The organism is Phenylobacterium sp. (genome assembly GCF_036502675.1).
Taxonomy (GTDB): Bacteria; Pseudomonadota; Alphaproteobacteria; order Caulobacterales; family Caulobacteraceae; genus Phenylobacterium.
This window is the reverse complement of sequence record NZ_DASXYF010000075.1, coordinates 1-21,486: the sequence shown is the minus strand read 5'-3', so window position 1 is coordinate 21,486 and position 21,486 is coordinate 1. Positions and strand designations below refer to the sequence as shown.

Below are 21,486 nucleotides of genomic sequence, written 5' to 3'. Positions count from 1 at the left end.
TCTTTCCTCCCCTGTCCCGAAGAAGACGGGGGAGGGGGACCATCCGCAGGAGAGTGGATGGAGGAGGGCGCGCCACCTGCCCCGTCTTCTTCGGGACAGGAGAGGAAAAAGGGTGCGGTCGCCGCAGTGGAATGTGTGCATCCCCGTTCCTTCCGGCGCGCGCCGTCCGCTCAGACATCGCCGGCCCTCCGGCGCAGGTCTTCGATGGCGGCCAGCACCCGTTCCGGCGTGGCCGGCGCGTCGAGGTTCGGCATCACCTGGCGCCCGCCGACGCTGGCGACCGCGTCGGTGAGCGCCGAGAACACCGAGATCGCCAGCATCAGCGGCGGCTCGCCCACCGCCTTGGAACGGCCGATGGTCGGCTGGCGGTTCTCGCCCTTGTCCCACAGGCGGATGTTGAACATCGGCGGCCGGTCGCCCGCGGCGGGGATCTTGTAGGTGGAGGGGGCGTGGGTGGCCAGGCGGCCGGCGGCGTCGAACACCAGTTCCTCGGTGGTGAGCCAGCCCATGCCCTGGATGAAGCCGCCCTCCACCTGCCCCAGGTCCACCGCCGGGTTCAGCGAGCGGCCGGCGTCGTGGAGGATGTCCACCCGCAGCACACGGTTCTCGCCGGTGAGCGCATCCACCGCCACCTCGGAGGCCGCGGCCCCATAGGCGTAGTAGTAGAACGGCCGGCCCTGGTGGGTCGCCCGGTCGTAGTGGATGTCTGGCGTGCGGTAGAAGCCGGTGGCCGACAGCGACACCCGCTCGAAATAGGCGCGGCGGACCAGCTCGGTGAAGCCGACCACCTGCGCGCCGGCCCGCACGCCATCGGGGGTGAAGGCCACGTCTTCGATGGCGCAGTCGAACACCTGGGCGGCGAGGGCGGCGAGCCGGGCCTTGATCGCGTCGGCGGCGTTCCGGGCCGCCATGCCGTTCAGGTCGCTGCCGGCCGAGGCGGCGGTGGCCGAGGTGTTGGGCACCTTGTCGGTGCGGGCGGCGCTGACCTTCACCTGGGCGAGGGGGACGGCGAAGGCGTCGGCGACCACCTGGGCCACCTTGACCATCAACCCCTGGCCCATCTCGGTTCCGCCGTGGTTCAGGTGGATCGAGCCGTCGGTGTAGATATGGATCAGGGCGCCGGCCTGGTTCAGGTGGGTGGCGGTGAAGGAGATGCCGAACTTCACCGGCGTCAGCGCCAGGCCCCGCTTCAGCCAATGGTTCTCCGCGTTCCAACGGGTGACGGCGGCGCGGCGAGCGCGGTAGGCGCAGGCGTCGGCCAGCTCGGTCATCAGCTCGTGGGCGACGCTGTCGGTGACGGTCTGGCCGTAGGGGGTCCGGTCGCCGGCGACGCCGTAGAGGTTGGCCAGGCGCACGTCGAGGGGGTCGCGGCCGAGGCTGAGGGCGATGGCGTCCATCGCCCGCTCGACGGCCATCATCCCCTGCGGACCCCCGAAGCCACGGAAGGCGGTGTTGGAGACCGTGTGGGTGCGCAGGCGGTGGGAGACGATCTCGGCCGCCTGCAGGCAGTAGGCGTTGTCGGCGTGGAACATCGCCCGGTCGTTGATCGCCACGGACAGGTCCGCCGAATGGCCGCAGCGGGAGGCGAAGTCGAAGGCCGCGCCGGCCAGCCGGCCCTCGCCGTCGAAGCCCACCTGCCAGTCCACCTGGAAGTCGTGGCGCTTGCCGGTCATCACCATGTCGTCGTCGCGGTCGAGGCGCAGCTTGGCGGGGCGACGGGTCTTCGCGGCCGCCAGGGCGGCGATGGCCGCATAGTGGACCGACTGGGTCTCCTTGCCGCCGAAGCCGCCGCCCATCCGGCGGACCTCCACCGTCACCGCATGGTCGCGCAGGTCCAGCGCCCGGGCGACGATGTGCTGGGTCTCGGTGGGGTTCTGGGTGGAGGACCAGACGAAGAGGTCGCCGTCCTCGCCGGGGACCGCCAGAGCCACCTGGCCCTCCAGGTAGAAGTGGTCCTGGCCGCCGATGGCCAGCGTCCCCGAGACCGTATGGGGCGCAGCGGCGATGGCGGCGCGGGCGTCGCCCAGGCGCATGGTCTGGCTGGCCTCGATGGTGGAGCCGGCCGCGCGGGCGGCGGCGATGTCGAGGAGGGCGGGGAGATCCTCGTACTCCACCACCGCCAGGGCCGCGGCGGCGCGGGCCTTGGGCAGGCTCTCGGCGGCGACGGCGAACAGGGGTTGGCCTGCGTAGCGGACTTCCTCCACCGGGAACATCGGGTCGTCGCCGGCGATGGGGCTGATGTCGTTCTTGCCCGGCACGTCGGCGGCGGCCAGGACGCAGGCGACCCCGGGGGCGGCTCGGACGGCGGACAGGTCCAGGCGGACGATCCGGGCGTGGGCGCGGGCGCTCTGGGCCACGAAGACGTGCAGCAGGCCGGCGGGCTCGGGCAGGTCGTCGATGTAGCGCGCTTCGCCGGCCACGTGCTTTTCGGCGCTGTCGTGGGCGATGGGGACGTGGACCGTGGGGCCCGCGCGGACAGGGGCGCCGGAGTCAGCCATCGACCGGCTCCAGGTGGCCCACCTGGACAGGGGCGTCGCCGCTTTCCAGGACCGCGCGGACCAGCAGGTTCTGCGCGGCCTGCAGGCGGTAGGCGGCCGAGGCGCGCATGTCGGAGATCGGCTGGTAGTCCAGTGCGAGGGACCGGGCGGCGAGGCGGACGGCGGCCTCGGTCCAGGGTCGGCCGATCAGCGCCGCCTCGCAGGCGTGGGCGCGCCTCGGCGTCGCGGCCATGCCGCTGAAGGCGATGCGGGCGTCGTCCACCCGGCCGTCCTGCAAGGCGACGGAGATCCCGGCGCAGACGGCGGAGATGTCCTGGTCGAAGCGCTTGGAAAGCTTGTAGAGCCGCACGATCCGTTCGGGCGCGGGGCGGGGAATGGTCACAGCCTCGACGAACTCGCCCGGGCGGCGGTCCTGGCGGCCATAGGCCAGGAAGTAGGACTCCAGCGGAAGGGTGCGGCGTTCGCCGCCGCGGCGCAGGTGCAGTGTGGCCCCCAGCGCGATCAGGGCCGGGGGCATGTCGCCGATGGGCGAGCCGTTGGCGATGTTGCCGCAGACCGTGCCGAGGTTCCTCACCTGGACCGCGCCCAGCCGGGCGAGGAAGCCCGCGAACTGCGGGTGCAGGGCGGCGAGCGCCGGGGCCGCGTCGGCGTAGCGGGCGCCGGCCTCGATGCGCAGGGACGCGCCGTCGTCGGCCACGGCGCGCAGGTCGGAGACCTCGCCCAGCGAGATGACGGTGGGCAGGGTGCGATGCTGCCTGGTGACCCACAGGCCCACGTCGGTGCCGCCGGCCAGGATGGTCGCGTCGGGATGGGCGGCGAAGGCGGCGGCGAAGGCGTCGGCCGTGCGGGGGGCGAGGAAGCGGCGGCCGCGGTGGTCGAGCTCCAGCGGCTCCGTGGGCCGGACCGCGCGCAGGGCGGCGGCGAGCTCGGGAAGGGCGGCGGCGTCGGGATCGGGACCCATCGTCCGGCCGGCGGCCAGGATCGGCCCGTAGCCGGTGCAGCGGCAGAGGTTGCCGGCCAGCGCTTCCTTGAGGCCGGCCTGGTCGGTCGGGCCGCTCGACCGCTGGTGGGCGTAGAGCGACATGACGAAGCCCGGAGTGCAGAAGCCGCACTGCGACCCGTGGTGGTCCACCATCGCCTGCTGCACCGGGTGCAGGGCGGCCGGCCGGCCCAGGCTCTCCACCGTAAAGAGGGCGCGGCCGTCCAGCATGGGGGTGAAGAGGAGGCAGGCGTTGACCGCGCGGATGCGGACCTTCTCGCCCCCTAGCTCGGCCAGCGCCACGGTGCAGGCGCCGCAGTCGCCCTCGGCGCAGCCTTCCTTGGTCCCGGTGCGGCGCAGGTGGTGGCGCAGCAGGTCCAGCACCGTCAGCGTCGGGTCGACGCCGACGAGCTCGCGCACCTCGCCGTCCAGCAGGAAGCGGATGACGCCGCGGGCCACCTCAGCTCCCCCGGTAGGTGGAGTAGGCGTAGGGGCTGACCAGCAGCGGCACGTGGTGGCGCCCGGCCGGGTCGTCGACGCCGAATTCGATGGCCACGGTCTCCAGGAAGGCCGTGGCGGGCAGGGCGACGGAGAGGGCGCGGTAGTAGGCGCCCACCTCGAACTCCAGGCGGTAGCGGCCCTGGGTCAGGGTTTCTGCGTCGAGCAGCGGCGCGTCGCAGCGGCCGTCGGCGTTGGTGCGGGCCTCCGCGACCACCACCCCGCCCTTGAGGAGGCGCAGGGCGATCCCCGCAGCCGGCCGGCCGTGCATGGTGTCGAGGACGTGGGTCGTCAGGCCGCTCATGAGGCTCCATCGGCTACGATGCGCCCAGAGTCCGCCCAAGCCTGGGGAATTGCAACCTGACCGGCCGGCTGCGAGGCTGGGGCCGGCCGCAAGCCTGATAAGCGATCATCGATGACCGGCGACTATCCCCGCGACCTGATTGGCTACGGCCGCAACCCGCCCCATGCCGACTGGCCGGGCGGCGCCCGCATCGCCGTCCAGATGGTGCTGAACTACGAGGAGGGCGGGGAGGCCTGCGTGCTGCACGGCGACGGCGGGGCCGAGACCTTCCTCTCCGACCTGATCAACCCCGCGCCGGTCCCAGGCGCGCGGCACATGAGCATGGAACAGGTCTACGAGTACGGCTCCCGCGCCGGGGTCTGGCGGCTGTTGCGGCTGTTCGAGCGCCACCATGTGCCGGCGACGGTGTTCGGCGTGGCGATGGCGCTGGAGCGTAATCCCGCCGTGGTGGAGGCCTTCCTGAAGGCCGGCCACGAGATCGCCTCGCACGGCTGGCGCTGGATCAACTACCAGAACGTCCCCGAGGCCGAGGAGCGGGCGCACCTGCAGAAGGCGATCGAGGTCCACGCCCGGGTGACCGGCGAGCGGCCGCTGGGCTGGTACACGGGCCGCACCAGCGCCAACACCCGCCGGCTGGTGGCCGAGGCGGGGGGCTTCCTCTACGACGCCGACGACTATTCGGACGACCTGCCGTTCTGGACGGAGGTGGAGGGAAAGCCGCAGCTGATCGTGCCCTATACGCTGGAGGCCAACGACATGCGCTTCGCCGGCACGGGGCTGAACACCGGCGAGCAGTTCTATTCCTACCTGAAGGACGCCTTCGACGTGCTGTACGCCGAGGGGGCGGAGCGGCCGAAGATGATGTCGGTGGGACTGCACTGCCGGATCGTCGGGCGGCCGGGAAAGATGGCCGGGCTGGAGCGGTTCATCCGTTATGCGCTCGGCCACGACGATGTCTGGTTCTGCCGGCGGATCGACATCGCCCGGCACTGGCGCGCGCGGCATCCGCATGCGTAGCGGCGGCGCCTTTTCCTCCCCTGTCCCGCAGAGGACGGGGGAGGTGGCGCGCCCTCCCCGGGTCCGGCCTGTGGCCGGCCCGAGGATGAACTCCGAGGGCGTGTCGAAGGGGGCGAGCCAATGCACCGCGCCAGGTCCGCGCCCCCTCCACCACCCGCTCTTCGGCGGGCGGTCCCCCGTCCTCTTCGGGACAGGGGAGGAAAGGGGGGGCGCATGATCCCCAGCGCGCTCTCGCACCCCGCCTTCCTCGCCCGCTTCGGCCCGGTCTACGAGGGCTCGCCCTGGGCGGCGGAGGCCGTGTGGCCGCAGGTGGAGGCCGGGGCGCTGGACGACCGGACGGCGCTGGCGGCGGCGATGCGGGCGGCGGTGGACGCCGCGCCGCCGGAGTTGCGGCTGGCGCTGGTCCGCGCCCACCCGGAGCTGGCCGGCCGGACGCGGATGGCCGAGGCCTCGGTGAAGGAGCAGGCCGGCGCCGGCCTCGACCAGTGCACGCCGGCGGAGTTCGCGGCTTTCCAGCGGCTGAACGCCGCCTATGGCGCCCGCTTTGGCCACCCCTTCATCGTGGCGGTGAAGGGGACGGCCCGGGCCGACATCCTGGCCGCCTTCGAGGCCAGGCTGGCCAACGATCCCGGGACCGAGTTCGAGACGGCGATGGCCGAGATCCACAGAATAGCGGGCTTCCGCATCGCCGACCTGTTTGCGGAGGGATGATGTTCGACGACCTGCGCCGCCGCTTCGTGGACCTGGCCCAGCTGCGGCTGGGCTCGGAGGTGGTCTACGCCACCGACGATTTCTTCGCCGACAAGGCGCGGCTGATCTCGCCGGCCGAGCCGGTGTTCGTCCCCGGCAAGTACGACGAGAACGGCAAGTGGATGGACGGCTGGGAGAGCCGGCGCAAGCGGGTCCCCGGCCACGACTGGTGCGTGGTGCGGCTGGGGGTCCCGGGCGTGGTGGCGGGGTTCGAGATCGACACCCGCCACTTCACCGGCAACTACCCGCCTGGCGCCGAACTGGAGGCCTGCGTCTCGGACGACATGGTTCCCGCCGAGGACGCCGCCTGGACCAGGCTGACGTCTCGGCTGGAGCTGAAGGGCGACGACCGGGTCTACGTCCCCATCGAGCACGACCAGCCGGTCACCCACGTGCGGCTGCACATCTTCCCGGACGGCGGCGTCGCGCGCCTGCGGGTCTGGGGGCGGGTGGCCAAGGACTGGTCGCAGGTGGGTGTGGACGAGGTGGTCGACCTGCTGGCCATGGCCAACGGCGGGCGGGGGGTCATCGCCAACGACGAGCACTTCGGGCGGGTGGAGAACCTGACCGCACCGGGCCGCGGAGCCGACATGGGCGACGGCTGGGAGACGCGGCGCCGGCGTGAGCCGGGCCATGACTGGGCGGTGCTGGAACTGGGCGCCTTCGGGCGGATCGAGGAGGCCGTGGTGGATACGGCCCACTTCAAGGGCAACTATCCCGACCGCTGCTTCCTTCAGGCGACGGCCCGGGCGCACGGGACGCCGGAGGAGATGGCCGCCCAATCCGAGGCCTGGCCGATGTTGCTGCCGGAGGCGAAGCTTTCGGCCGACCAGATCCATGCGTTCCGCGACCTGGCGCAGATCGGGCCGGTGCGCTTCGTGCGGCTGAACATCATCCCCGACGGCGGGGTGAGCCGGCTGAGGCTGATGGGGCGCGTGATCCGCTAAGCCACCTCGCCCATCGGCTCGGCCAGGCCGCCGGCCTTGGCGATGAAGCGGGCGATGTCGTCGACGCCCTTCAGCCGGGTGAGGTCGGAGAACACGAAGGGGCGCTCGCCGCGGGCCCTGGCGGCGTCGGACTGCATGACGGAAAGGTCGGCGCCGACGTAGGGGGCGAGGTCGGTCTTGTTGATCACCAGCAGGTCGGAGCGGGTGATGGCCGGGCCGCCTTTGCGGGGGATCTTCTCGCCCTGGCAGACACTGATCACATAGAGCGTCAGGTCGGCGAGGTCGGGCGAGAAGGTGGCGGCCAGGTTGTCGCCGCCGCTTTCGATGAAGATCACGTCCAGGTCGGGGAAGCGGCGGTTCATCTCGGCCACCGCGGCCAGGTTGATGGAGGCGTCCTCGCGGATGGCGGTGTGCGGGCAGCCGCCGGTCTCGACGCCCAGGATGCGGTCCTCGGGCAGGGCCTGCAGGCGGGTGAGGATCAGGGCGTCCTCCTGGGTGTAGATGTCGTTGGTGACGACGGCCACGCTCCAGCGGTCGCGCATGGCCTTGCAGAGCTTTTCCACCAGGGTGGTCTTGCCGGAGCCGACAGGGCCGCCGACGCCGACGCGCAATGGTCCGTGCCTGTTCATGAGATGAAGAGCCTCGGTTGCAGGGTCTCGTGCCGCATGGCGGCGATGTCGGAGATAATGGCCGCCGAGCCCAGGTCGTCCAGCGTGGAGAGGGCGCCGCGGACCGCGGCGGCGAGGATCACCGGCTCGAGGGCCGCGATCACCGCGACGCCGTCCGTCTGGCCGAGCGGCACGGCGCGGACGGCGACGCTGACCTGGCTGGCGCAGAAAGCGTGCAGCCAGGCGGTAAGGGCCGGTTCCAGGGGAACGGCCAGGCGGCCGGCCACCACGCCGACGGCGACGGGGTAGGCGAGGGGCGGCGGGACGGTGGTCCATGGCCTTGCGGCGGCGAGGAAGCCTTCGCCCTGGGCCAGGGTCTCGCGGCGGCGTTCCAGGGAGGCCGGGAGGGCGGCGGCGAGTTCGGCGACGTCGGCCAGGGCGAGGTCGTCCTGGCTCGCCGCGGCCGTCCAGGCGGCCTTGAACAGCACTGCGTCGGTCCAGCCGGAGCCGTACTCGACCAGGGCGGCGATCCAGGCGCGCAGCCGGCCGGCGTCGGCTGCCGCGCCGTCGCGGATCGCCTGCTCCAGGCCGTGGGAATAGGCGAAGGCGCCGACCGGGAAGGCGGGGGACAGCCAGGTGAGCAGGCGCAGGAGGTGGGTGTTTCCATCCCCGCTCACCCCGGTGAAAGTCGGGGCCCAAGCTGAGGGTTGAGTAGGTTTGGGAAGTCGGCTTGGGTCCCGGCTTTCGTGGGGATGAGCGGGTTTTTTAGTGAGCATGGTCGTCGTAGGCGCCGCCCTCAGGGTCGAAGGGGGCGTCGACCTCGGCGACCCGGGCGCCCAGGTGCTCGAGCATGTGGGCGATGACGTGGTCGCGGCGGATCAGGATGTGGTCGCGGCGGACGGCGGCGGCCAGGTGGCGGTTGCCGATGTGCCAGGCCAGGCGGACGAGGGCCTCGGGGCTGGCCGCGCGGATCTCCAGCAGGGGCTCGGGACGGGCCACCACCTGCACGACGCCGCCCTCGGCGAGCTTCAGCCCGTCGCCGTCTCTGAGGTGGCGGGCTTCGGCCAGGTCAAGCAGGTACTCGCGGCCGGAGGCGCCGGTGAGCATGATGCGGCGGCGGTGGCGGCCGTCATAGTCCAGCACCACGCGGTCGGCGGGCGCCTCGCCCCAGGCGCCGGCAGGCAGGACTTCGGCGATGCGGCTCATGGATTCAACATTCCCAAACGTCATGGCCGGACAGCCGTGGGACAGGCCCGGCCATGACGTTAAAGAGAGGGCGGCTCATCAAAACAGGAAATACCTTTGGGCCATCGGCAGCACCTCAGCTGGTTCGCAGGTGAGCAGCTGGCCGTCGGCGCGGACTTCGTAGGTTTCGGGGTCCACTTCTATCACCGGGGTGGCCGAGTTGTGGATCATCGAGGCCTTGGAGAGGCCGCCGCGGGTGTTCTCGACGGGCAGCAGGGTCTTCTGCAGGCCGAGGCGCTCGCCGATCCCCCGGTCCAGGGAAAGCTTCGAGACGAAGACGGCGGCCGAGCGGGTCACCGACCGGCCGTAGGCGGCGAACATCGGGCGGTAGTGAACCGGTTGCGGCGTCGGGATCGAGGCGTTGGGGTCGCCCATGGGGGCGGCTGCGATGGTCCCGCCCAACAGGACGAGGTCGGGTTTCACCCCGAAGAAGGCCGGCGACCAGAGCACCAGGTCGGCGCGCTTGCCGGGCTCGACGCTGCCGATGTGGCCGGCCATGCCGTGGGCGATGGCGGGGTTGATCGTATATTTGGCGATGTAGCGCTTGACCCGGGCGTTGTCGGCCGCGCCGTCGCCGGGCAGGGCGCCGCGCTGGCGCTTCATCTTGTCGGCGGTCTGCCAGGTGCGGATCAGCACCTCGCCCACCCGGCCCATGGCCTGGCTGTCGGAGGAGATGATCGAGAAGGCGCCCAGGTCGTGGAGGATGTCCTCGGCGGCGATGGTCTCGCGGCGGATGCGGCTCTCGGCGAAGGCCACGTCCTCGGGGATCGAGGGGTCCAGATGGTGGCAGACCATCAGCATGTCGAGATGCTCGGCCAGGGTGTTGCGGGTGTAGGGCCGGGTCGGGTTGGTGGAGGAGGGGATGACGTTGGCCAGCCCGGCCAGCTTGATGATGTCCGGCGCATGCCCACCGCCGGCGCCCTCCGTGTGGAAGGCGTGGATGGTGCGCCCCTTGAAGGCGGCGATAGTGTCCTCGACGAAGCCGCTCTCGTTGAGGGTGTCGGTGTGGATCATCACCTGGACGTCGTGCTGGTCGGCCACGTCCAGGCAGCAGTCGATGGCGGCCGGCGTGGTGCCCCAGTCCTCGTGCAGCTTCAGCGCGCAGGCGCCGGCGGCCACCTGCTCCACCAGGGCGGCGGGCAGGCTGGCGTTGCCCTTGCCGGCGAAGGCCAGGTTCATGGGGAAGGCCTCGGCCGCCTCCAGCATCCGCTGCAGGTGCCAGGGGCCCGGCGTGCAGGTGGTGGCGTTGGTGCCGGTGGCCGGCCCCGTGCCGCCGCCCAGCATGCAGGTCACGCCGCTCATCAGAGCCTCCTCGATCTGCTGGGGGCAGATGAAGTGGATGTGGGCGTCCATGCCGCCGGCGGTGAGGATCTTGCCCTCGCCGGCGATCACCTCGGTGCCGGGACCTATGACGATGTCGACGCCGGCCTGGGTGTCCGGGTTGCCGGCCTTGCCGACGCGGAAGATCAGGCCGTCGCGCAGGCCGACGTCGGCCTTCACGATCCCCCACCAGTCGACGATCAGGGCGTTGGTGACGACGGTGTCCACGGCGCCCTCGGCGCGGGAGGCCTGCGACTGGCCCATGCCGTCGCGGATCACCTTGCCACCGCCGAACTTCACCTCCTCGCCGTAGGTGGTGAGGTCGCGCTCCACCTCGATGAACAGCTCGGTGTCGGCCAGCCGCACCCGGTCGCCGACGGTGGGACCGAACATGTCGGCGTAGGCCGCCCGGGAGATGCGCGCCATCAGAGGTCTCCCATCACCGCCTGGCGGAAGCCGAACACCCGGCGCGCCCCCATCAGCGGCACGAGCGCGACCTCGCGGGACTGGCCGGGTTCGAAACGCACGGCCGTGCCGGCGGCGATGTCCAGCCTGAGGCCGCGGGCGGCGGCGCGGTCGAAGGCCAGCGCCGGGTTGGTCTCGGCGAAGTGGTAGTGGCTGCCCACCTGGATCGGCCGGTCGCCGGTGTTGGCCACGACCAGGGTGACCACCGGCTGGCCGGCGTTGAGCTCGATCTCGCCGGCTGCGGGGATGACTTCCCCGGGGATCATGCGGCGACCGCCAGGATGAGGCCGCCCGCCGCGGCGCCGGCGCCCAGCAGCCGGATCACCTCGGGCTTGCCGAAGCGGCGCAGGGCCAGGCCGGCGGCGAGGCCCGCCAGGTGCAGGCTGGCGGTGGCCAGGGCGAAGCCTGCGGGGTAGCCGACACCGGCCCCCGGCGCCTCTGTCCCGTGGGCGTAGCCGTGCGCCGCACCGAAGGCTCCGATCAGGATCGCGCCCCAGACCAGCGGGACCTGCGCCTGGGCGGCGGTGAGCGCACCCAGCACGATCACCGAGGCCAGCATCGCCGGCTCCACGGAGAAGGCCAGGGCCTCGGCCTGGCCGAAGGCGAAGCCCACCGCCATCGCCGAGACGAAGGCCGCCGGCCAGGCCCAGAGCGCGGGGCCGCCGCGCAGCGCCGCCCAGAGGCCCACGGCGACCATGGCCAGGATATGGTCCGAGCCGGTGAAGGGGTGGAGGAAGCCGGCGTCCAAGCCCAGGGCCTCGTGGCCGGGATGATCCGGGTGGGCGAAGGCGGTCGCGGGGGCGAGGACGAAGAGGGTGGCGAGGAACCCCCTCAGTCGGCGCAGCGGCTTTGGCATCGAGTCGGCTCCTCAGCGGATCGGTTCGTGGACGGTGACCAGCTTGGTCCCGTCGGGGAAGGTGGCCTCGACCTGCACGTCGTGGATCATCTCGGCGACGCCTTCCATCACCTGGGCGCGGGCGACCACGTGGGCGCCGGCCTCCATCAGCTCGGCGACGGTGCGGCCGTCGCGGGCGCCCTCGACCACGAAGTCGGTGATCAGGGCGACGGCTTCGGGATGGTTGAGCCTGACGCCGCGCTCCAGCCGCCGGCGCGCCACCTGGGCGGCCATGGCGATGAGCAGCTTGTCCTTTTCGCGGGGCGTGAGGTTCATTCGGGGTCTCTCAGGTCCGCCAGACGCGCGGCGGGGGATCGCCGTGGCGCAGGGCCGCCAGGGCGCGGACCAGGGCGCGGCGCAGGACCAGGCCGTCGGCGGCGGCCAGGCGGCAGAACAGCTTGCCGTCGAAGGCGCTGGCGCCGCCCTGTGGGCCGACGGCCCGGCGCAGGGGCTCGAGCAGCGCCGCGGCGTCGGGCGCAGCCAACAGGATCGAGGCGAAGGCGCGGCCTCCGCCGAGCATGGGGGCGAGGTCGGCGATCGCCGCCACCGGGCCCTCGAAGCGCAGGTCGTCGGCGAAGACCAGGCGGCCCTCGCGCCGGATGCGCCAGCGGTCGCGCAGAAGGCCCGTTCGCACGGTCTCGGCCATGGCGGTGCGCCCAAGGATGGCGGCCTCCACCACCAGCAGGCGGGCGTCGGCGGCGAGATCCGCCTCCAGCCGGCGGGACAGGGCGCCGCCATCGAAGAGAATGGTCTCCTGCGGCAGCCAGGCGAGGTCGGCGCCGGCGGCGGCCTGCAGCGACACGGAGACCTCGGCGCGGCCGTCGCGGGCGCGGTAGACCTTCTCGCAGGCGGGCGTGGTGACGGTCAGGACGGCGCCGGAGCCGGCTTCCACCCGCCAGTCGAGGCGGTCGCCGCCGGTGAGGCCGCCGGCGGTGTTGATCAGCACCGCCTCCAGGCCGCGGGCGGCGGCGTCGCGCGGCAGGCGGATCTTGGCGCAGCCGTCCTGATAGAGACGGGCGAGCCGGGTCGGACCCTCGGCCGCGGCCACCGCCAAGCGGCCCTGGCCCCGGGCGCGCTGCAGCCGCGGCGGCGCGGGAAGGAGTGCGGGGCTCGAGTCCTGGATCACCCCGCGAGCGTGGCCGCCGCGGGGCCCCCTGTCCAGGGTCGGACGCCCCTCCCCGCCCCGCGGGGAGCGGGGGCCCGATTTTTCGGCGCGGGCGGCGATTTCCGCGGCGCCTGTCCCGACCGGGCGGCTGTCGGGCTCGCGGGCGCTACATCATGCTGAGGACGGCGATCACCCGGGTGAGCTCCTGACGCCGCGGATGGCCGGCGGACAGCGACAGGTACTCATCGATGCACTGGTCCGGCGCGCGGCGGCCGTGGCGCTTGACGCGCTCCTCGGCCTCCTTGACGGCGCGAGTGTTCGCTTCCTTGAGGGACATGCCCATGATCTGTCTCCCATTGAGACGGCGAGACCGCCGTCGCAGGAAAGTCGGGCAAGACTCGCGCCACAGGCGAACGGCTTAACAGGATCGCGCGGTCGCGGACGCGGCCCGGCGGTTCAGGTGCGCGGGACTCGCAGCGAGAGCGAAGCGCGGCCGGTGCAAAAACCGTCGTTCGATCACGCCGGGAAACCGAACTTTTCCGCACACTGCCGAGTTCTGCGCACCATCGACCGGCCGAAGCGGCCTTATCGAGCGGGTTTTTTATCGGGTCCGGCGTTCAGGCCGGCCTGGTCCTGGAGCGGTGATGCATCAGAACGACCGCCGGCTTGCGAGAATGTCCGCCCTGGACGAGGCGCTTCGCCGGATGCTGCGGACTTGCCCGGCGTCGCCGGTGCTGCAATCTGTCGCCGAGCGGCTGGCGGCCCGTTCGCCTGCGGAGCAGGTTGAAATTCCCCCTTAGAGAGGGCGGCTAGGCTCCGATCAGATCCGTTCGCTGAGGCGGATCGCGGCGCGGCAGCCGAGGCGGATGAGCCTGGAGAGGACGGGGTAGGCGACGGCGTCGCGGGCGCCTTCGGCCAGCGCGATGTCGCGGTGGGCCAGTTCGTCGTCGCGGAAGGCGGACAGCTCGGCGGCGAGCTCGGGCTCGCGGCCCGCCAGCTCCGCGATCTGGCCGGCGTAGTGCTCCTCGATCACCGTCTCGACAGCCTCGGTGCAGGCGTGCGCCGCCTTGTCGCCCATCAGCGCCGTGCCGGCGCCCAGCGCGAAGCCGGCGAGACGCCAGAGCGGGGTGAGCGCGGTGGGCCGCACCTTGCGGGCGGCGAGCAGGGCTTCGAAGCGGGCGAGGTGGGCGGCCTCATGCGCCTCCATGTCGGCGAGCTGGCCGGCGAGGCGCTCATGGCCACGGGCCTCGCCGAGGACGGCGCGCTGGCCGCGATAGATGGCGACGGCGCCCAACTCCCCGGCGTGGTCGACCCGCAGGATCTCCGCCAGCCTTGCTGCGGCGGCGCCCTGGCCGGGGCGGGGGGGGGCGGGCTTTTCGATCATCGCCGAGCCTGCTCGTACAAGGCCGCGGCGACGCTGAGCGCCGCGAGGCCCAGGGAGATCACCGCGTTCCAGCCCGCCATCGAGAGGCCGGCGAACACCCAGGGGGCCTGGTCGCAGGCGGGGCCGTGGATCCTCGCGCCGACCATCAGCGCCTTGAGGTCGGCGGCGCTGACAGGTCCGCCCGCGCTGGAGCAGGCGGTGGGGCCGGGCCAGAACTTCCACTCCGCGCCGGCGTGGTAGACGGCGACGCCGGCGCCGGCCAGGAACACCAGGGCCAGCAGCCAGCCGGAGGGCGTGCGCCAGCGCCACCCGCCCGACAGGCGGACGACGACCATTGAGGCCGCGGCGACGGCCGCCGCGAGCCAGTAGACCTCGCGCTGGCGCAGGCAGAGGGTGCAGGGCGCGTAGCCGCCGAAGGTCTGGAAGCCGTGGGCGATCGCCAGCATGGCCGCCGAGGCGGCCAGGGCCCAGAGCCGCCAGCGCGCGAGCAGCAGGTTGTCGGCGGGCGGATTGCGCGCGAGTTGGTCCATCGGCGGCGATTTGACCCGAAAAGCCCCCTCAGCCCAAGACCTTCAGAAGCACGACCACGCCGACCAGCACCGCCACGAGCAGCAGGACGTAGAAGGTCAGGCGCTTCTCCACCTCCGCCAGGATGGCCGGGCCGTAGACCTTCAGGATGGCGGCCTCGACGAAGAAGCGCACCCCGCGGGTCAGGGCCGAGGCCCAGACGAAGGTGAAGAAGTCGAAGCGCGCTAGGCCCGCGGAGATGGTCACCAGCTTGTAGGGGATCGGCGTCAGGCCCTTGATCAGGATCACGCCCAGCCCGTACTTGGCGAACCAGGCCTGGAACTCCCGGGCGCCCTCGGGGTGGCCGAACACGGCCAGGATCGCCTGCCCGAGCGGTTCCAGGAAAACGCCGATGGCGTAGCCCAGCAGCCCGCCCAGCACCGAGGCGGCGGTGCAGATCCCGGCGAACATGAAGGCGCGCTGCGGCCGGGCGGCCACCATCGGCGCCAGCATCACGTCCGGCGGGATCGGGAAGAACGAGCTCTCGGCGAAGGAGACGGCGGCCAGCGCCCAGGGCGCCCGGGGCGAGGCGGCCAGCGCCAGCACCCAGTCGTAGAGTTTGCGGAGCATCGGCGATCCAGCGGCGGCGGGTTGGACGTTCTGCTAGCAGGCCGGGCGGCGGTTTGTCTCGCCCGCCGCCTTCCGGAAAATAGTTTCATCCGTTACCATATCCTGGGGGAATGGAGACCGCCGCCATGACCGCCGCTGCACCCGCCGCCCGCCGCGAAGACCTGTTCGAGAACCCCCTGGGCACCGATGGCTTCGAGTTCGTGGAGTTCACCTCGCCGGAGCCGGAGCGGCTGAAGGGCCTTTTCGAGCTGATGGGATTCACTGCGGTGGCCCGTCACCGGTCGAAGACCGTGCTGCGCTTCCGGCAAGGCGACATCAACTTCATCCTCAACATGGAGCCGGCCGGCCAGGCCGCGGAGTTCCGCCAGGTCCACGGGCCCTCGGCCAACGCCATGGCGTTCCGGGTGAAGGACGCAGCCCTGGCGCTGAAGCTGGCGGTGGAACGCGGCGCCAAGGCGGTGAGCGGTCCGGCGGGGCCGATGGAGCTGAACATCCCGGCCATCGAGGGGATCGGCGGCTCGAACCTCTACTTGGTCGACCGCTATGGGGCGCAGGAGATCTACGACGTCGACTTCGTGCCGATCCCGGGGGCGGAGCTGGCGCGGCGCAACGCGGGCCTGACCTACATCGACCACCTGACCCACAACGTGTTCCGCGGCGCCATGGGCAAGTGGGCGGAGTTCTACGAGCGGATCTTCAATTTCCGCGAGATCCGCTACTTCGACATCGAGGGCCGGCAGACCGGCCTGGTCTCCAAGGCGATGACCAGCCCCTGCGGCAAGATCCGCATCCCGCTGAACGAGAGCCGGGACGCCCATTCGCAGATCGAGGAGTTCCTGAAGGACTACCGCGGCGAGGGGATCCAGCACGTGGCGCTGGGGACCGACGACATCTTCGCGGCGGTGGAGACGATGCAGGCGGGGGGCGTGCGCTTCCAGGACACGCCGGACGCCTATTACGAGCAGCTTGACGCCCGGGTCCCGGGACACGGCGAGAACCTGCAGCGGCTGCGGGCCGACAAGGTGCTGCTGGACGGGGCGCCGACCCAGGGCCAGGGGCTGCTGCTGCAGATCTTCACCGAGAACATGGTCGGGCCGATCTTCTTCGAGCTGATCCAGCGCAAGGGCAACGAGGGTTTCGGGGAGGGCAACTTCAAAGCGCTGTTCGAGTCGATCGAACTCGACCAGATTCGCCGCGGGGTGCTGCCGGCGAAGGAGGGTTGATGCGTGGACTGGCGGGCTTGGCGGCGGCGGTTCTGTTGACGGGATTGGCGCAGCACGCCCAGGCCCAGGCGGCGTCCAGGCCGGCCTGGACGATCGTCGTGCATGGCGGGGCGGGCGCGATCAGCCGCAGCGACCTGTCCCCCGCGCAGGAGGCCGCCTACCGGGCGGGCCTCACCCGGGCGGTGCAGGCTGGAAGCAAGGTGCTGGACGGCGGGGGCGGGGCCCTGGACGCGGTGGAGGCGGCGATCCGGCTGCTGGAGGACGACCCGCTGTTCAACGCCGGCCGCGGGGCGGTGTTCACCGCCGAGGGCCGCAACGAACTGGACGCGGCGATCATGGACGGATCGACCCTGGCGGCGGGCTCGGTGGCGGGGGTGACGCACACCAGGCACCCGATCGCGCTGGCCCGGGCGGTGATGGAACATTCCGGCCACGTCATGCTGGTCGGCGAGGGCGCCGAGGCGTTCGGCAAGGCCCAGGGCCTGGAGCAGGCCGACCCTGCCTATTTCTTCACCGAAGCCCGCTGGCGGGCGCTGGTCAAGACGCTGCAGGCCGAGAAGCTGCCGATCCCGCCCAGGCCCCAGGGCGCGCCGGCCGCGGCGGCCGCGGCGGCCGCGGCGGCCGCGGCGGCGGCGCTGGCCCACGACGAGGGCAAGCACGGCACCGTGGGGGTCGTGGCCCTCGACCGGCGCGGGAACCTGGCGGCCGGCACCTCCACCGGCGGGATCAACGCCAAGCGCTGGGGCCGGGTGGGGGACTCGCCGATCATCGGAGCCGGCACCTATGCGTCCAACGCCTCCTGCGCGGTCTCGGCCACGGGGACGGGTGAGTACTTCATCCGGCTGACGGCGGCCCGGGAGATCTGCGCGCTGGTGCAGTACAAGGGCCTCAGCCTGCAGGCCGCCGCCGACCAGGTGGTGCAGCAGGAACTGACGGCCCTGGGCGGCGACGGCGGGGTGATCGTCGTGGGGCCGGACGGGCGGACAGCCTGGAGCTTCAACACCACCGGCATGTACCGGGCGCGCGCCGCCGAGGGGGAGGCCGCGAGCGTGGCGATCTACAAGGACGAACCCTGATGACCCGCCACAACTTCATCCCCGTGCGCGCCGCCCAAGGCCGCCATTCGCGCCAGGCGCACGCCGATTTGCCCGAGGGCGCCTACGAGCGCGAGATGTCCAAGGAGGGGTTCTTCGGGCCCGCGACCTTCTTCTATCATCAGCGGCCGCCCACCGGCTGGACGAAGTTCGAGGGGCCGCTCAGGCCGCGCGCCTTTGACCTGAAGAAGCTCGCAGCGCCGTCCGCATCGCCCTGGGGCGCCGGCGTGGTGCTGCACAATGCGGCGGTTGAGATCGGCTTCTGGACGCTGGCCGCGCCCATGCCCGACCTGGCGCGCAATGCGGACGGCGACCTGTTGCTCTTCGTGCACCAGGGCGCGGGCGAGCTGTTCTGCGACCACGGCCGGATCGCCTATGCGACCGGCGACTACCTCTACCTGCCGCGGGGCGAGATGTGGCGGCTGCGGCCTGCGGCGCGCACGTCGCTGCTGACGATCGAGGCGACCAACGCCCACTTCAGCCTGCCGGACAAGGGCCTGCTGGGCGGCCAGGCGTTGTTCGATCCGGCGATGCTGGACGTGCCTGAAATGGACGCGGCGTTCCGCGCCCACCAGGACGAGGCCGGCGAGTTCACCGTGGAGATCAAGAAACGCGGCCAGGTCTCGTGGGCGACCTACGGCTACAATCCGCTCGACGCCGTGGGCTGGCACGGGGACCTGGCGCCGGTGCGGATCAACGTGTCGGCCTTCCGGCCAGTGGCCAGCCACCGCTACCACCTGCCGCCATCGGTGCACACGACCTTCGTCTCCGACCGTTTCGTGGTCTGCACGTTCACGCCCAGGCCCTTCGAGACCGACCCCGGCGCGCTGAAGGTTCCGTTCTTCCACAACAACGACGACTATGACGAGGTGCTGTTCTACCACGCCGGCGACTTCTTCAGCCGCGACCACATTGAGGCCGGAATGCTCACCTTCCATCCCTCCGGCTTCACCCATGGCCCACATCCGAAGGCGCTGAAGAGCATGCTGCACCAGCCCAAGCCCGCTACCGACGAATATGCGGTGATGGTCGACGCCCGTGACCCGCTGGAGGTGGGGGAGGCGGCCCTGGGCGTGGAAGACGCGGGCTATGTGGACAGCTGGAGAGGCCCGGCGTGAGCCTGAGGTCGCCAGTGTTCTCTTTCCTCCCACGTCCCGGAGAGGACGGGGGAGGTGGACCACTCGCCGAAGAGCGAGTGGTGGAGGCGGCGCGGGTTCTGCGCCTTGGCTCGTCCCCTCCGTCACGCCCTCTGCGGGGCGCGCCACCTCCCCCGTCCTCTGCGGGACAGGGGAGGAAAGAGGCGGCGATGGAGGCTGCCTGAGATGGCCCAGGCCGACCTGCAGGCCGATCTCGAGGAAGCCGCCCTGGAGGAGATGGAGCGGGCCTGCGACCTGGGCTGGGCGCGGATCGCGGCGGTGACGCCCTGGGGCGACATCTACGAGGGTTACACGCCGGCAGGGCGCGACGTCTGCTTCGAACGCAACTACCTGTGGAAGGACGAGCCCGGCTACGACATCGTGGTCGAGGTGGTGGTGTATGAGCCGCGCGACTACGAGCAGGGCGTGCGACTGATGCGGGAGCTGCCGCGCGCGGTCCACTGACCCGGCGGACATGGGAGGATGTGAATGAAGCTGGCCTCGCTGAAGGGCGGCCGCGACGGACGGCTGGCGGTGGTTTCCCACGACCTGGCCTGGTGCGTGGAGGCCCAGCCGATCGTGGCCACCTTGCAGGCGGCGCTGGACGACTGGGCGGCCTACGAGCCGCAACTGCGGGCGCTGGCCGTCAGCCTGGAGACCGGCGGCGCGCCCCGCCGGCGGTTCCACGAGCACGACGCGGCGAGCCCGCTGCCGCGGGCCTACCAGTGGGCGGACGGCTCGGCCTATGTGAACCACGTGCAGCTGGTGCGCCGGGCGCGAGGGGCGGAGACGCCGGCCTCGTTCTGGACCGAGCCGCTGATGTACCAGGGCGGCTCCGACGGCTTCCTGGGGCCGCGCGACCCGATCCCGCTGGCCGATCCCGCCTGGGGCTGCGACCTGGAGGGCGAGGTGGCGGTGATCGTCGGCGACGTGCCGCAGGGGGCGGACCGGCAGACGGCGCTGGCGGCGGTGCGGCTAGTGATGCTGGCCAACGACGTGTCGCTCCGGAACCTGATTCCCGAGGAGCTCGGCAAGGGCTTCGGCTTCTTCCAGTCCAAGCCCGCCTCGGCCTTCTCGCCGGTGGCGGTGACGCCGGACGAGCTGGAGGGCTGGCGCGACGGCAAGCTGCACGGGGCGCTGGAGATGGAGCTGAACGGGACGGAGCTGGGCTGCGCCGACGCCGGTGTCGACATGACCTTCGACTTCGGGACGCTGATCGCACATGCCGCCAGGACCCGGGCGCTGTCGGCCGGGACGATCGTGGGCTCCGGCACGGTCTCGAATCGCGGCGACGACGGCGGGCCCGGCAGGCCGGTGGCCGAGGGCGGCGTGGGCTATTCCTGCCTCGCTGAGTTGCGCACCGTCGAGACGCTTGCCTACGGGGCGCCCAGGACGGGCTTCCTCAAGGCCGGCGACCGGGTGCGCATTGAAATGCGCGACGGGCGCCGCCACTCGATCTTCGGGGCCATCGAACAGGATGTCGCGGACTCATGAACCTGCAGCCGCCGCAGGACGACGCGCCCGCCTCGGGCCTCGTGCTGGACGCCTATCTGCCCTATCGCCTGTCGACCGCCTCCAATGCGGTGAGCCGGCTGATCGCCCGGGCCTATGACGACCGCTTCGGCCTGACGGTGCCGGAGTGGCGGGTGATGTGCGTGCTGGCCGAGGACGGGGCGGCCGCCCAGGCGGGCGTGGTGGCGCGCACGGTGATGGACAAGGTGACGGTCAGCCGGGCGGCGCAGGGGCTGGTGCGGCGCAGGCTGGCGCGGCGTTCGGACCATGAGGCGGACGGGCGCAGCCACCTCCTGACGCTGACGGCGGAGGGCCGGCGGCTGCACGGCGAGATCGCGCCCCTGGCGCTGGCCTACGAGGCGGCGCTGATCGCCGGCCTCGCGCCGGACGAAGTGGCGTTGCTGAAGCGGCTGCTCGGGCGGCTGCAGGCGGCGGCGACGGGGCTCGCGGGGGAAGCGGGGCTGCAGTAGGGCGCCGCCCCCTGACGGCTTTCCGCAGGCTGGGTCCTCAGTTCGGTAGCTCGACCTCGCCGAGCTTGACGCCCCAGCGGTGGGAGCCGGCGCCGAAGGGCAGGTGGAAACCGAAAGCCGCGCGCTGGACCTCGTCGTGCAGGACGGCCTCGTAGGCGCGGATCACCGAGATCTCGAGCTCCGCCGGCGCGTGGCGCGGGTCGAGGCCGAACTCGCGGGCGAGCTGCTCGATCACCGTCTTGCGGTGCGCCTCGCCGCCCAGGGCCAGCAGGGTCTCGCGGATGCATTTGGCGAGGTCGTGGCGCCGGCGCGGCTGGCGGCGGGCGCGGCGCTCCACCGGCGTGGCTTTTGCGAGGCTCAGTCCCATGCCGGCGAGCCTAGGGCGCCGGAATTTACGACGGGGTTAAGAGCCTCCGCCCAGGGCGACCGCCGCCTGGTAGACGATGAAGGCCGCGAGGTAGGCCAGGCCCGTCATGTAGACCAGCATGACCAGCGGCCAAAGCCAGCTGTTGGTCTCGCGTTTCACGACCCCCAGGGTGGAGGCGCATTGGGGCGCGAAGACGTACCAGGCCAGGAACGACAGGCCGGTGGCGATCGACCAGTGGTGGGCGAGCAGGGTGGCCAGCGTGCCGGGCGCAGCGTCGGCGTTGCCGATCGCGTAGACGGTGCCGAGGGCGGCGACGGCCACCTCGCGCGCGGCGAAGCCCGGGATCAGGGCCACGGTCATTTGCCAATTGAACCCTATGGGCTGCAGGAGCGGCTGCAACAGATGCCCCAGCTGGCCGGCGATCGAATAGTTGATCGCCGGAGCGGTGGCGCCGGCGCGGCTGGCGGCGGGCGCGGCGCTCCACCGGCGTGGCTTTTGCGAGGCTCAGTCCCATGCCGGCGAGCCTAGGGCG

Annotated in this window: 25 protein-coding genes and 1 pseudogene; 9 read left to right on the top strand and 17 right to left on the bottom strand. The window is 72.0% G+C overall.

The features are described 5' to 3' along the window. Positions 1 to 170: 170 nt before the first annotated feature. Genes xdhB through uraH form a run of 3 tightly spaced genes read right to left on the bottom strand, consistent with a single transcriptional unit; the run spans position 171 to position 4,279 of the window. Positions 171 to 2,498 carry a xanthine dehydrogenase molybdopterin binding subunit gene (gene xdhB / locus VGL30_RS09115; protein WP_331539098.1) on the bottom strand — a complete coding sequence of 776 codons (2,328 nt, stop codon included), beginning with the start codon at positions 2,496 to 2,498 and terminating at the stop codon, positions 171 to 173. After that, complete coding sequence (gene xdhA, locus VGL30_RS09110) at positions 2,491 to 3,936, bottom strand: xanthine dehydrogenase small subunit (RefSeq protein WP_331539096.1); 1,446 nt, start codon at positions 3,934 to 3,936, stop codon at positions 2,491 to 2,493. The genes xdhB and xdhA overlap by 8 nt, the downstream gene beginning before the upstream one ends. 1 nt (position 3,937) lies before the next feature. Next, the gene (gene uraH / locus VGL30_RS09105) at positions 3,938 to 4,279 is read right to left on the bottom strand and encodes a hydroxyisourate hydrolase (protein WP_331539094.1); all 342 of its coding nucleotides are present in this window, start codon (positions 4,277 to 4,279) and stop codon (positions 3,938 to 3,940) included. A 111-nt stretch (positions 4,280 to 4,390) separates the two neighbouring features. Between uraH and puuE the strand changes: the two genes are divergently transcribed. From puuE to alc, 3 genes are all read left to right on the top strand, one after another. Continuing rightward, complete coding sequence (gene puuE / locus VGL30_RS09100) at positions 4,391 to 5,296, top strand: allantoinase PuuE (protein WP_331539092.1); 906 nt, start codon at positions 4,391 to 4,393, stop codon at positions 5,294 to 5,296. 213 nt (positions 5,297 to 5,509) lie between these two features. Continuing rightward, entirely contained in the window at positions 5,510 to 6,007 is a 498-nt protein-coding gene (gene uraD / locus VGL30_RS09095) for a 2-oxo-4-hydroxy-4-carboxy-5-ureidoimidazoline decarboxylase (RefSeq protein WP_331539090.1), read from the top strand. After that, a complete protein-coding gene (gene alc, locus VGL30_RS09090) occupies positions 6,007 to 6,993 on the top strand; it encodes an allantoicase (RefSeq protein ID WP_331539088.1) in 987 nt (328 codons plus the stop codon). The genes uraD and alc overlap by 1 nt, the downstream gene beginning before the upstream one ends. On the opposite strand, the gene ureG is transcribed toward alc, so the two are convergent. The 12 genes from ureG to VGL30_RS09030 form a co-directional block, all read right to left on the bottom strand. Beyond that, entirely contained in the window at positions 6,990 to 7,622 is a 633-nt protein-coding gene (gene ureG / locus VGL30_RS09085) for an urease accessory protein UreG (RefSeq protein ID WP_331539086.1), read from the bottom strand. The two genes, alc and ureG, sit on opposite strands and share 4 nt — an antisense overlap. Further along, the gene (locus VGL30_RS09080; protein WP_331539084.1) at positions 7,619 to 8,278 is read right to left on the bottom strand and encodes an urease accessory protein UreF; all 660 of its coding nucleotides are present in this window, start codon (positions 8,276 to 8,278) and stop codon (positions 7,619 to 7,621) included. The genes ureG and VGL30_RS09080 overlap by 4 nt, the downstream gene beginning before the upstream one ends. A gap of 88 nt (positions 8,279 to 8,366) precedes the next feature. Beyond that, positions 8,367 to 8,807, bottom strand: a complete 441-nt coding sequence (locus tag VGL30_RS09075; protein ID WP_331539082.1) for an urease accessory protein UreE — start codon at positions 8,805 to 8,807, stop codon at positions 8,367 to 8,369. Positions 8,808 to 8,885: 78 nt separating this feature from the next. Continuing rightward, positions 8,886 to 10,592, bottom strand: a complete 1,707-nt coding sequence (gene ureC / locus VGL30_RS09070) for an urease subunit alpha (protein WP_331539080.1) — start codon at positions 10,590 to 10,592, stop codon at positions 8,886 to 8,888. Then, a complete protein-coding gene (locus tag VGL30_RS09065; protein ID WP_331539078.1) occupies positions 10,592 to 10,897 on the bottom strand; it encodes an urease subunit beta in 306 nt (101 codons plus the stop codon). Before VGL30_RS09065 ends, ureC begins: the two co-directional genes overlap by 1 nt. Beyond that, complete coding sequence (locus VGL30_RS09060) at positions 10,894 to 11,487, bottom strand: HupE/UreJ family protein (RefSeq protein WP_331539076.1); 594 nt, start codon at positions 11,485 to 11,487, stop codon at positions 10,894 to 10,896. The genes VGL30_RS09065 and VGL30_RS09060 overlap by 4 nt, the downstream gene beginning before the upstream one ends. Before the next feature lie 12 nt (positions 11,488 to 11,499). After that, on the bottom strand, positions 11,500 to 11,802 hold the full coding sequence (locus VGL30_RS09055) for an urease subunit gamma (RefSeq protein WP_331539074.1): 303 nt from the start codon (positions 11,800 to 11,802) through the stop codon (positions 11,500 to 11,502). Between the two features lie 10 nt (positions 11,803 to 11,812). Beyond that, positions 11,813 to 12,652 carry an urease accessory protein UreD gene (locus VGL30_RS09050; RefSeq protein WP_331539072.1) on the bottom strand — a complete coding sequence of 280 codons (840 nt, stop codon included), beginning with the start codon at positions 12,650 to 12,652 and terminating at the stop codon, positions 11,813 to 11,815. Positions 12,653 to 12,797: 145 nt separating this feature from the next. Continuing rightward, complete coding sequence (locus VGL30_RS09045; RefSeq protein WP_331539070.1) at positions 12,798 to 12,974, bottom strand: hypothetical protein; 177 nt, start codon at positions 12,972 to 12,974, stop codon at positions 12,798 to 12,800. A gap of 477 nt (positions 12,975 to 13,451) precedes the next feature. Continuing rightward, positions 13,452 to 14,015, bottom strand: coding sequence for a demethoxyubiquinone hydroxylase family protein (locus tag VGL30_RS09040; protein WP_414694968.1), 564 nt, complete (start codon positions 14,013 to 14,015; stop codon positions 13,452 to 13,454). Beyond that, on the bottom strand, positions 14,012 to 14,545 hold the full coding sequence (locus VGL30_RS09035) for a disulfide bond formation protein B (protein ID WP_331539068.1): 534 nt from the start codon (positions 14,543 to 14,545) through the stop codon (positions 14,012 to 14,014). Before VGL30_RS09035 ends, VGL30_RS09040 begins: the two co-directional genes overlap by 4 nt. Before the next feature lie 28 nt (positions 14,546 to 14,573). Beyond that, positions 14,574 to 15,152: a YqaA family protein gene (locus VGL30_RS09030; protein WP_331539066.1), complete on the bottom strand. Its 579-nt coding sequence runs from the start codon at positions 15,150 to 15,152 to the stop codon at positions 14,574 to 14,576. 125 nt (positions 15,153 to 15,277) lie between these two features. On the opposite strand from VGL30_RS09030, the gene hppD reads away from it, so the two are divergent. From hppD to VGL30_RS09000, 6 genes are all read left to right on the top strand, one after another. Beyond that, on the top strand, positions 15,278 to 16,375 hold the full coding sequence (gene hppD, locus VGL30_RS09025; protein ID WP_331539064.1) for a 4-hydroxyphenylpyruvate dioxygenase: 1,098 nt from the start codon (positions 15,278 to 15,280) through the stop codon (positions 16,373 to 16,375). Then, on the top strand, positions 16,375 to 17,451 hold the full coding sequence (locus VGL30_RS09020; protein ID WP_331539062.1) for an isoaspartyl peptidase/L-asparaginase: 1,077 nt from the start codon (positions 16,375 to 16,377) through the stop codon (positions 17,449 to 17,451). Before hppD ends, VGL30_RS09020 begins: the two co-directional genes overlap by 1 nt. Continuing rightward, complete coding sequence (locus VGL30_RS09015) at positions 17,451 to 18,587, top strand: homogentisate 1,2-dioxygenase (RefSeq protein WP_331539060.1); 1,137 nt, start codon at positions 17,451 to 17,453, stop codon at positions 18,585 to 18,587. The genes VGL30_RS09020 and VGL30_RS09015 overlap by 1 nt, the downstream gene beginning before the upstream one ends. A 204-nt stretch (positions 18,588 to 18,791) precedes the next feature. Continuing rightward, the gene (locus VGL30_RS09010; RefSeq protein ID WP_331539058.1) at positions 18,792 to 19,070 is read left to right on the top strand and encodes a hypothetical protein; all 279 of its coding nucleotides are present in this window, start codon (positions 18,792 to 18,794) and stop codon (positions 19,068 to 19,070) included. Between the two features lie 24 nt (positions 19,071 to 19,094). Then, positions 19,095 to 20,099 carry a fumarylacetoacetate hydrolase family protein gene (locus tag VGL30_RS09005; RefSeq protein ID WP_331539056.1) on the top strand — a complete coding sequence of 335 codons (1,005 nt, stop codon included), beginning with the start codon at positions 19,095 to 19,097 and terminating at the stop codon, positions 20,097 to 20,099. Further along, positions 20,096 to 20,587 carry a MarR family winged helix-turn-helix transcriptional regulator gene (locus VGL30_RS09000; RefSeq protein ID WP_331539054.1) on the top strand — a complete coding sequence of 164 codons (492 nt, stop codon included), beginning with the start codon at positions 20,096 to 20,098 and terminating at the stop codon, positions 20,585 to 20,587. Before VGL30_RS09005 ends, VGL30_RS09000 begins: the two co-directional genes overlap by 4 nt. A gap of 37 nt (positions 20,588 to 20,624) precedes the next feature. Here VGL30_RS09000 and VGL30_RS08995 read toward each other — a convergent pair whose 3' ends face one another. After that, positions 20,625 to 20,954 (bottom strand): hypothetical protein, encoded by a 330-nt coding sequence (locus VGL30_RS08995; RefSeq protein ID WP_331539053.1) that lies wholly within the window; start codon positions 20,952 to 20,954, stop codon positions 20,625 to 20,627. A 36-nt stretch (positions 20,955 to 20,990) separates the two neighbouring features. After that, positions 20,991 to 21,407 (bottom strand): annotated as a pseudogene (locus tag VGL30_RS08990) (nucleoside recognition domain-containing protein); the annotation flags it as partial. Positions 21,408 to 21,486: the final 79 nt, after the last annotated feature.

Bases quoted from the DNA above. Each gene is read 5' to 3' on its own strand.
- xdhB (WP_331539098.1), bottom strand. From the start codon at position 2,498: ATGGCTGACTCCGGCGCCCCTGTCCGCGCGGGCCCCACGGTCCACGTC.
- uraH (WP_331539094.1), bottom strand. From the start codon at position 4,279: ATGAGCGGCCTGACGACCCACGTCCTCGACACCATGCACGGCCGGCCG.
- puuE (WP_331539092.1), top strand. From the start codon at position 4,391: ATGACCGGCGACTATCCCCGCGACCTGATTGGCTACGGCCGCAACCCG.
- uraD (WP_331539090.1), top strand. From the start codon at position 5,510: ATGATCCCCAGCGCGCTCTCGCACCCCGCCTTCCTCGCCCGCTTCGGC.
- alc (WP_331539088.1), top strand. From the start codon at position 6,007: ATGTTCGACGACCTGCGCCGCCGCTTCGTGGACCTGGCCCAGCTGCGG.
- ureG (WP_331539086.1), bottom strand. From the start codon at position 7,622: ATGAACAGGCACGGACCATTGCGCGTCGGCGTCGGCGGCCCTGTCGGC.
- VGL30_RS09075 (WP_331539082.1), bottom strand. From the start codon at position 8,807: ATGAGCCGCATCGCCGAAGTCCTGCCTGCCGGCGCCTGGGGCGAGGCG.
- ureC (WP_331539080.1), bottom strand. From the start codon at position 10,592: ATGGCGCGCATCTCCCGGGCGGCCTACGCCGACATGTTCGGTCCCACC.
- VGL30_RS09065 (WP_331539078.1), bottom strand. From the start codon at position 10,897: ATGATCCCCGGGGAAGTCATCCCCGCAGCCGGCGAGATCGAGCTCAAC.
- VGL30_RS09060 (WP_331539076.1), bottom strand. From the start codon at position 11,487: ATGCCAAAGCCGCTGCGCCGACTGAGGGGGTTCCTCGCCACCCTCTTC.
- VGL30_RS09055 (WP_331539074.1), bottom strand. From the start codon at position 11,802: ATGAACCTCACGCCCCGCGAAAAGGACAAGCTGCTCATCGCCATGGCC.
- VGL30_RS09045 (WP_331539070.1), bottom strand. From the start codon at position 12,974: ATGGGCATGTCCCTCAAGGAAGCGAACACTCGCGCCGTCAAGGAGGCC.
- VGL30_RS09040 (WP_414694968.1), bottom strand. From the start codon at position 14,015: ATGATCGAAAAGCCCGCCCCCCCCCGCCCCGGCCAGGGCGCCGCCGCA.
- VGL30_RS09035 (WP_331539068.1), bottom strand. From the start codon at position 14,545: ATGGACCAACTCGCGCGCAATCCGCCCGCCGACAACCTGCTGCTCGCG.
- VGL30_RS09030 (WP_331539066.1), bottom strand. From the start codon at position 15,152: ATGCTCCGCAAACTCTACGACTGGGTGCTGGCGCTGGCCGCCTCGCCC.
- hppD (WP_331539064.1), top strand. From the start codon at position 15,278: ATGACCGCCGCTGCACCCGCCGCCCGCCGCGAAGACCTGTTCGAGAAC.
- VGL30_RS09020 (WP_331539062.1), top strand. From the start codon at position 16,375: ATGCGTGGACTGGCGGGCTTGGCGGCGGCGGTTCTGTTGACGGGATTG.
- VGL30_RS09015 (WP_331539060.1), top strand. From the start codon at position 17,451: ATGACCCGCCACAACTTCATCCCCGTGCGCGCCGCCCAAGGCCGCCAT.
- VGL30_RS09010 (WP_331539058.1), top strand. From the start codon at position 18,792: ATGGCCCAGGCCGACCTGCAGGCCGATCTCGAGGAAGCCGCCCTGGAG.
- VGL30_RS09005 (WP_331539056.1), top strand. From the start codon at position 19,095: ATGAAGCTGGCCTCGCTGAAGGGCGGCCGCGACGGACGGCTGGCGGTG.
- VGL30_RS09000 (WP_331539054.1), top strand. From the start codon at position 20,096: ATGAACCTGCAGCCGCCGCAGGACGACGCGCCCGCCTCGGGCCTCGTG.
- VGL30_RS08995 (WP_331539053.1), bottom strand. From the start codon at position 20,954: ATGGGACTGAGCCTCGCAAAAGCCACGCCGGTGGAGCGCCGCGCCCGC.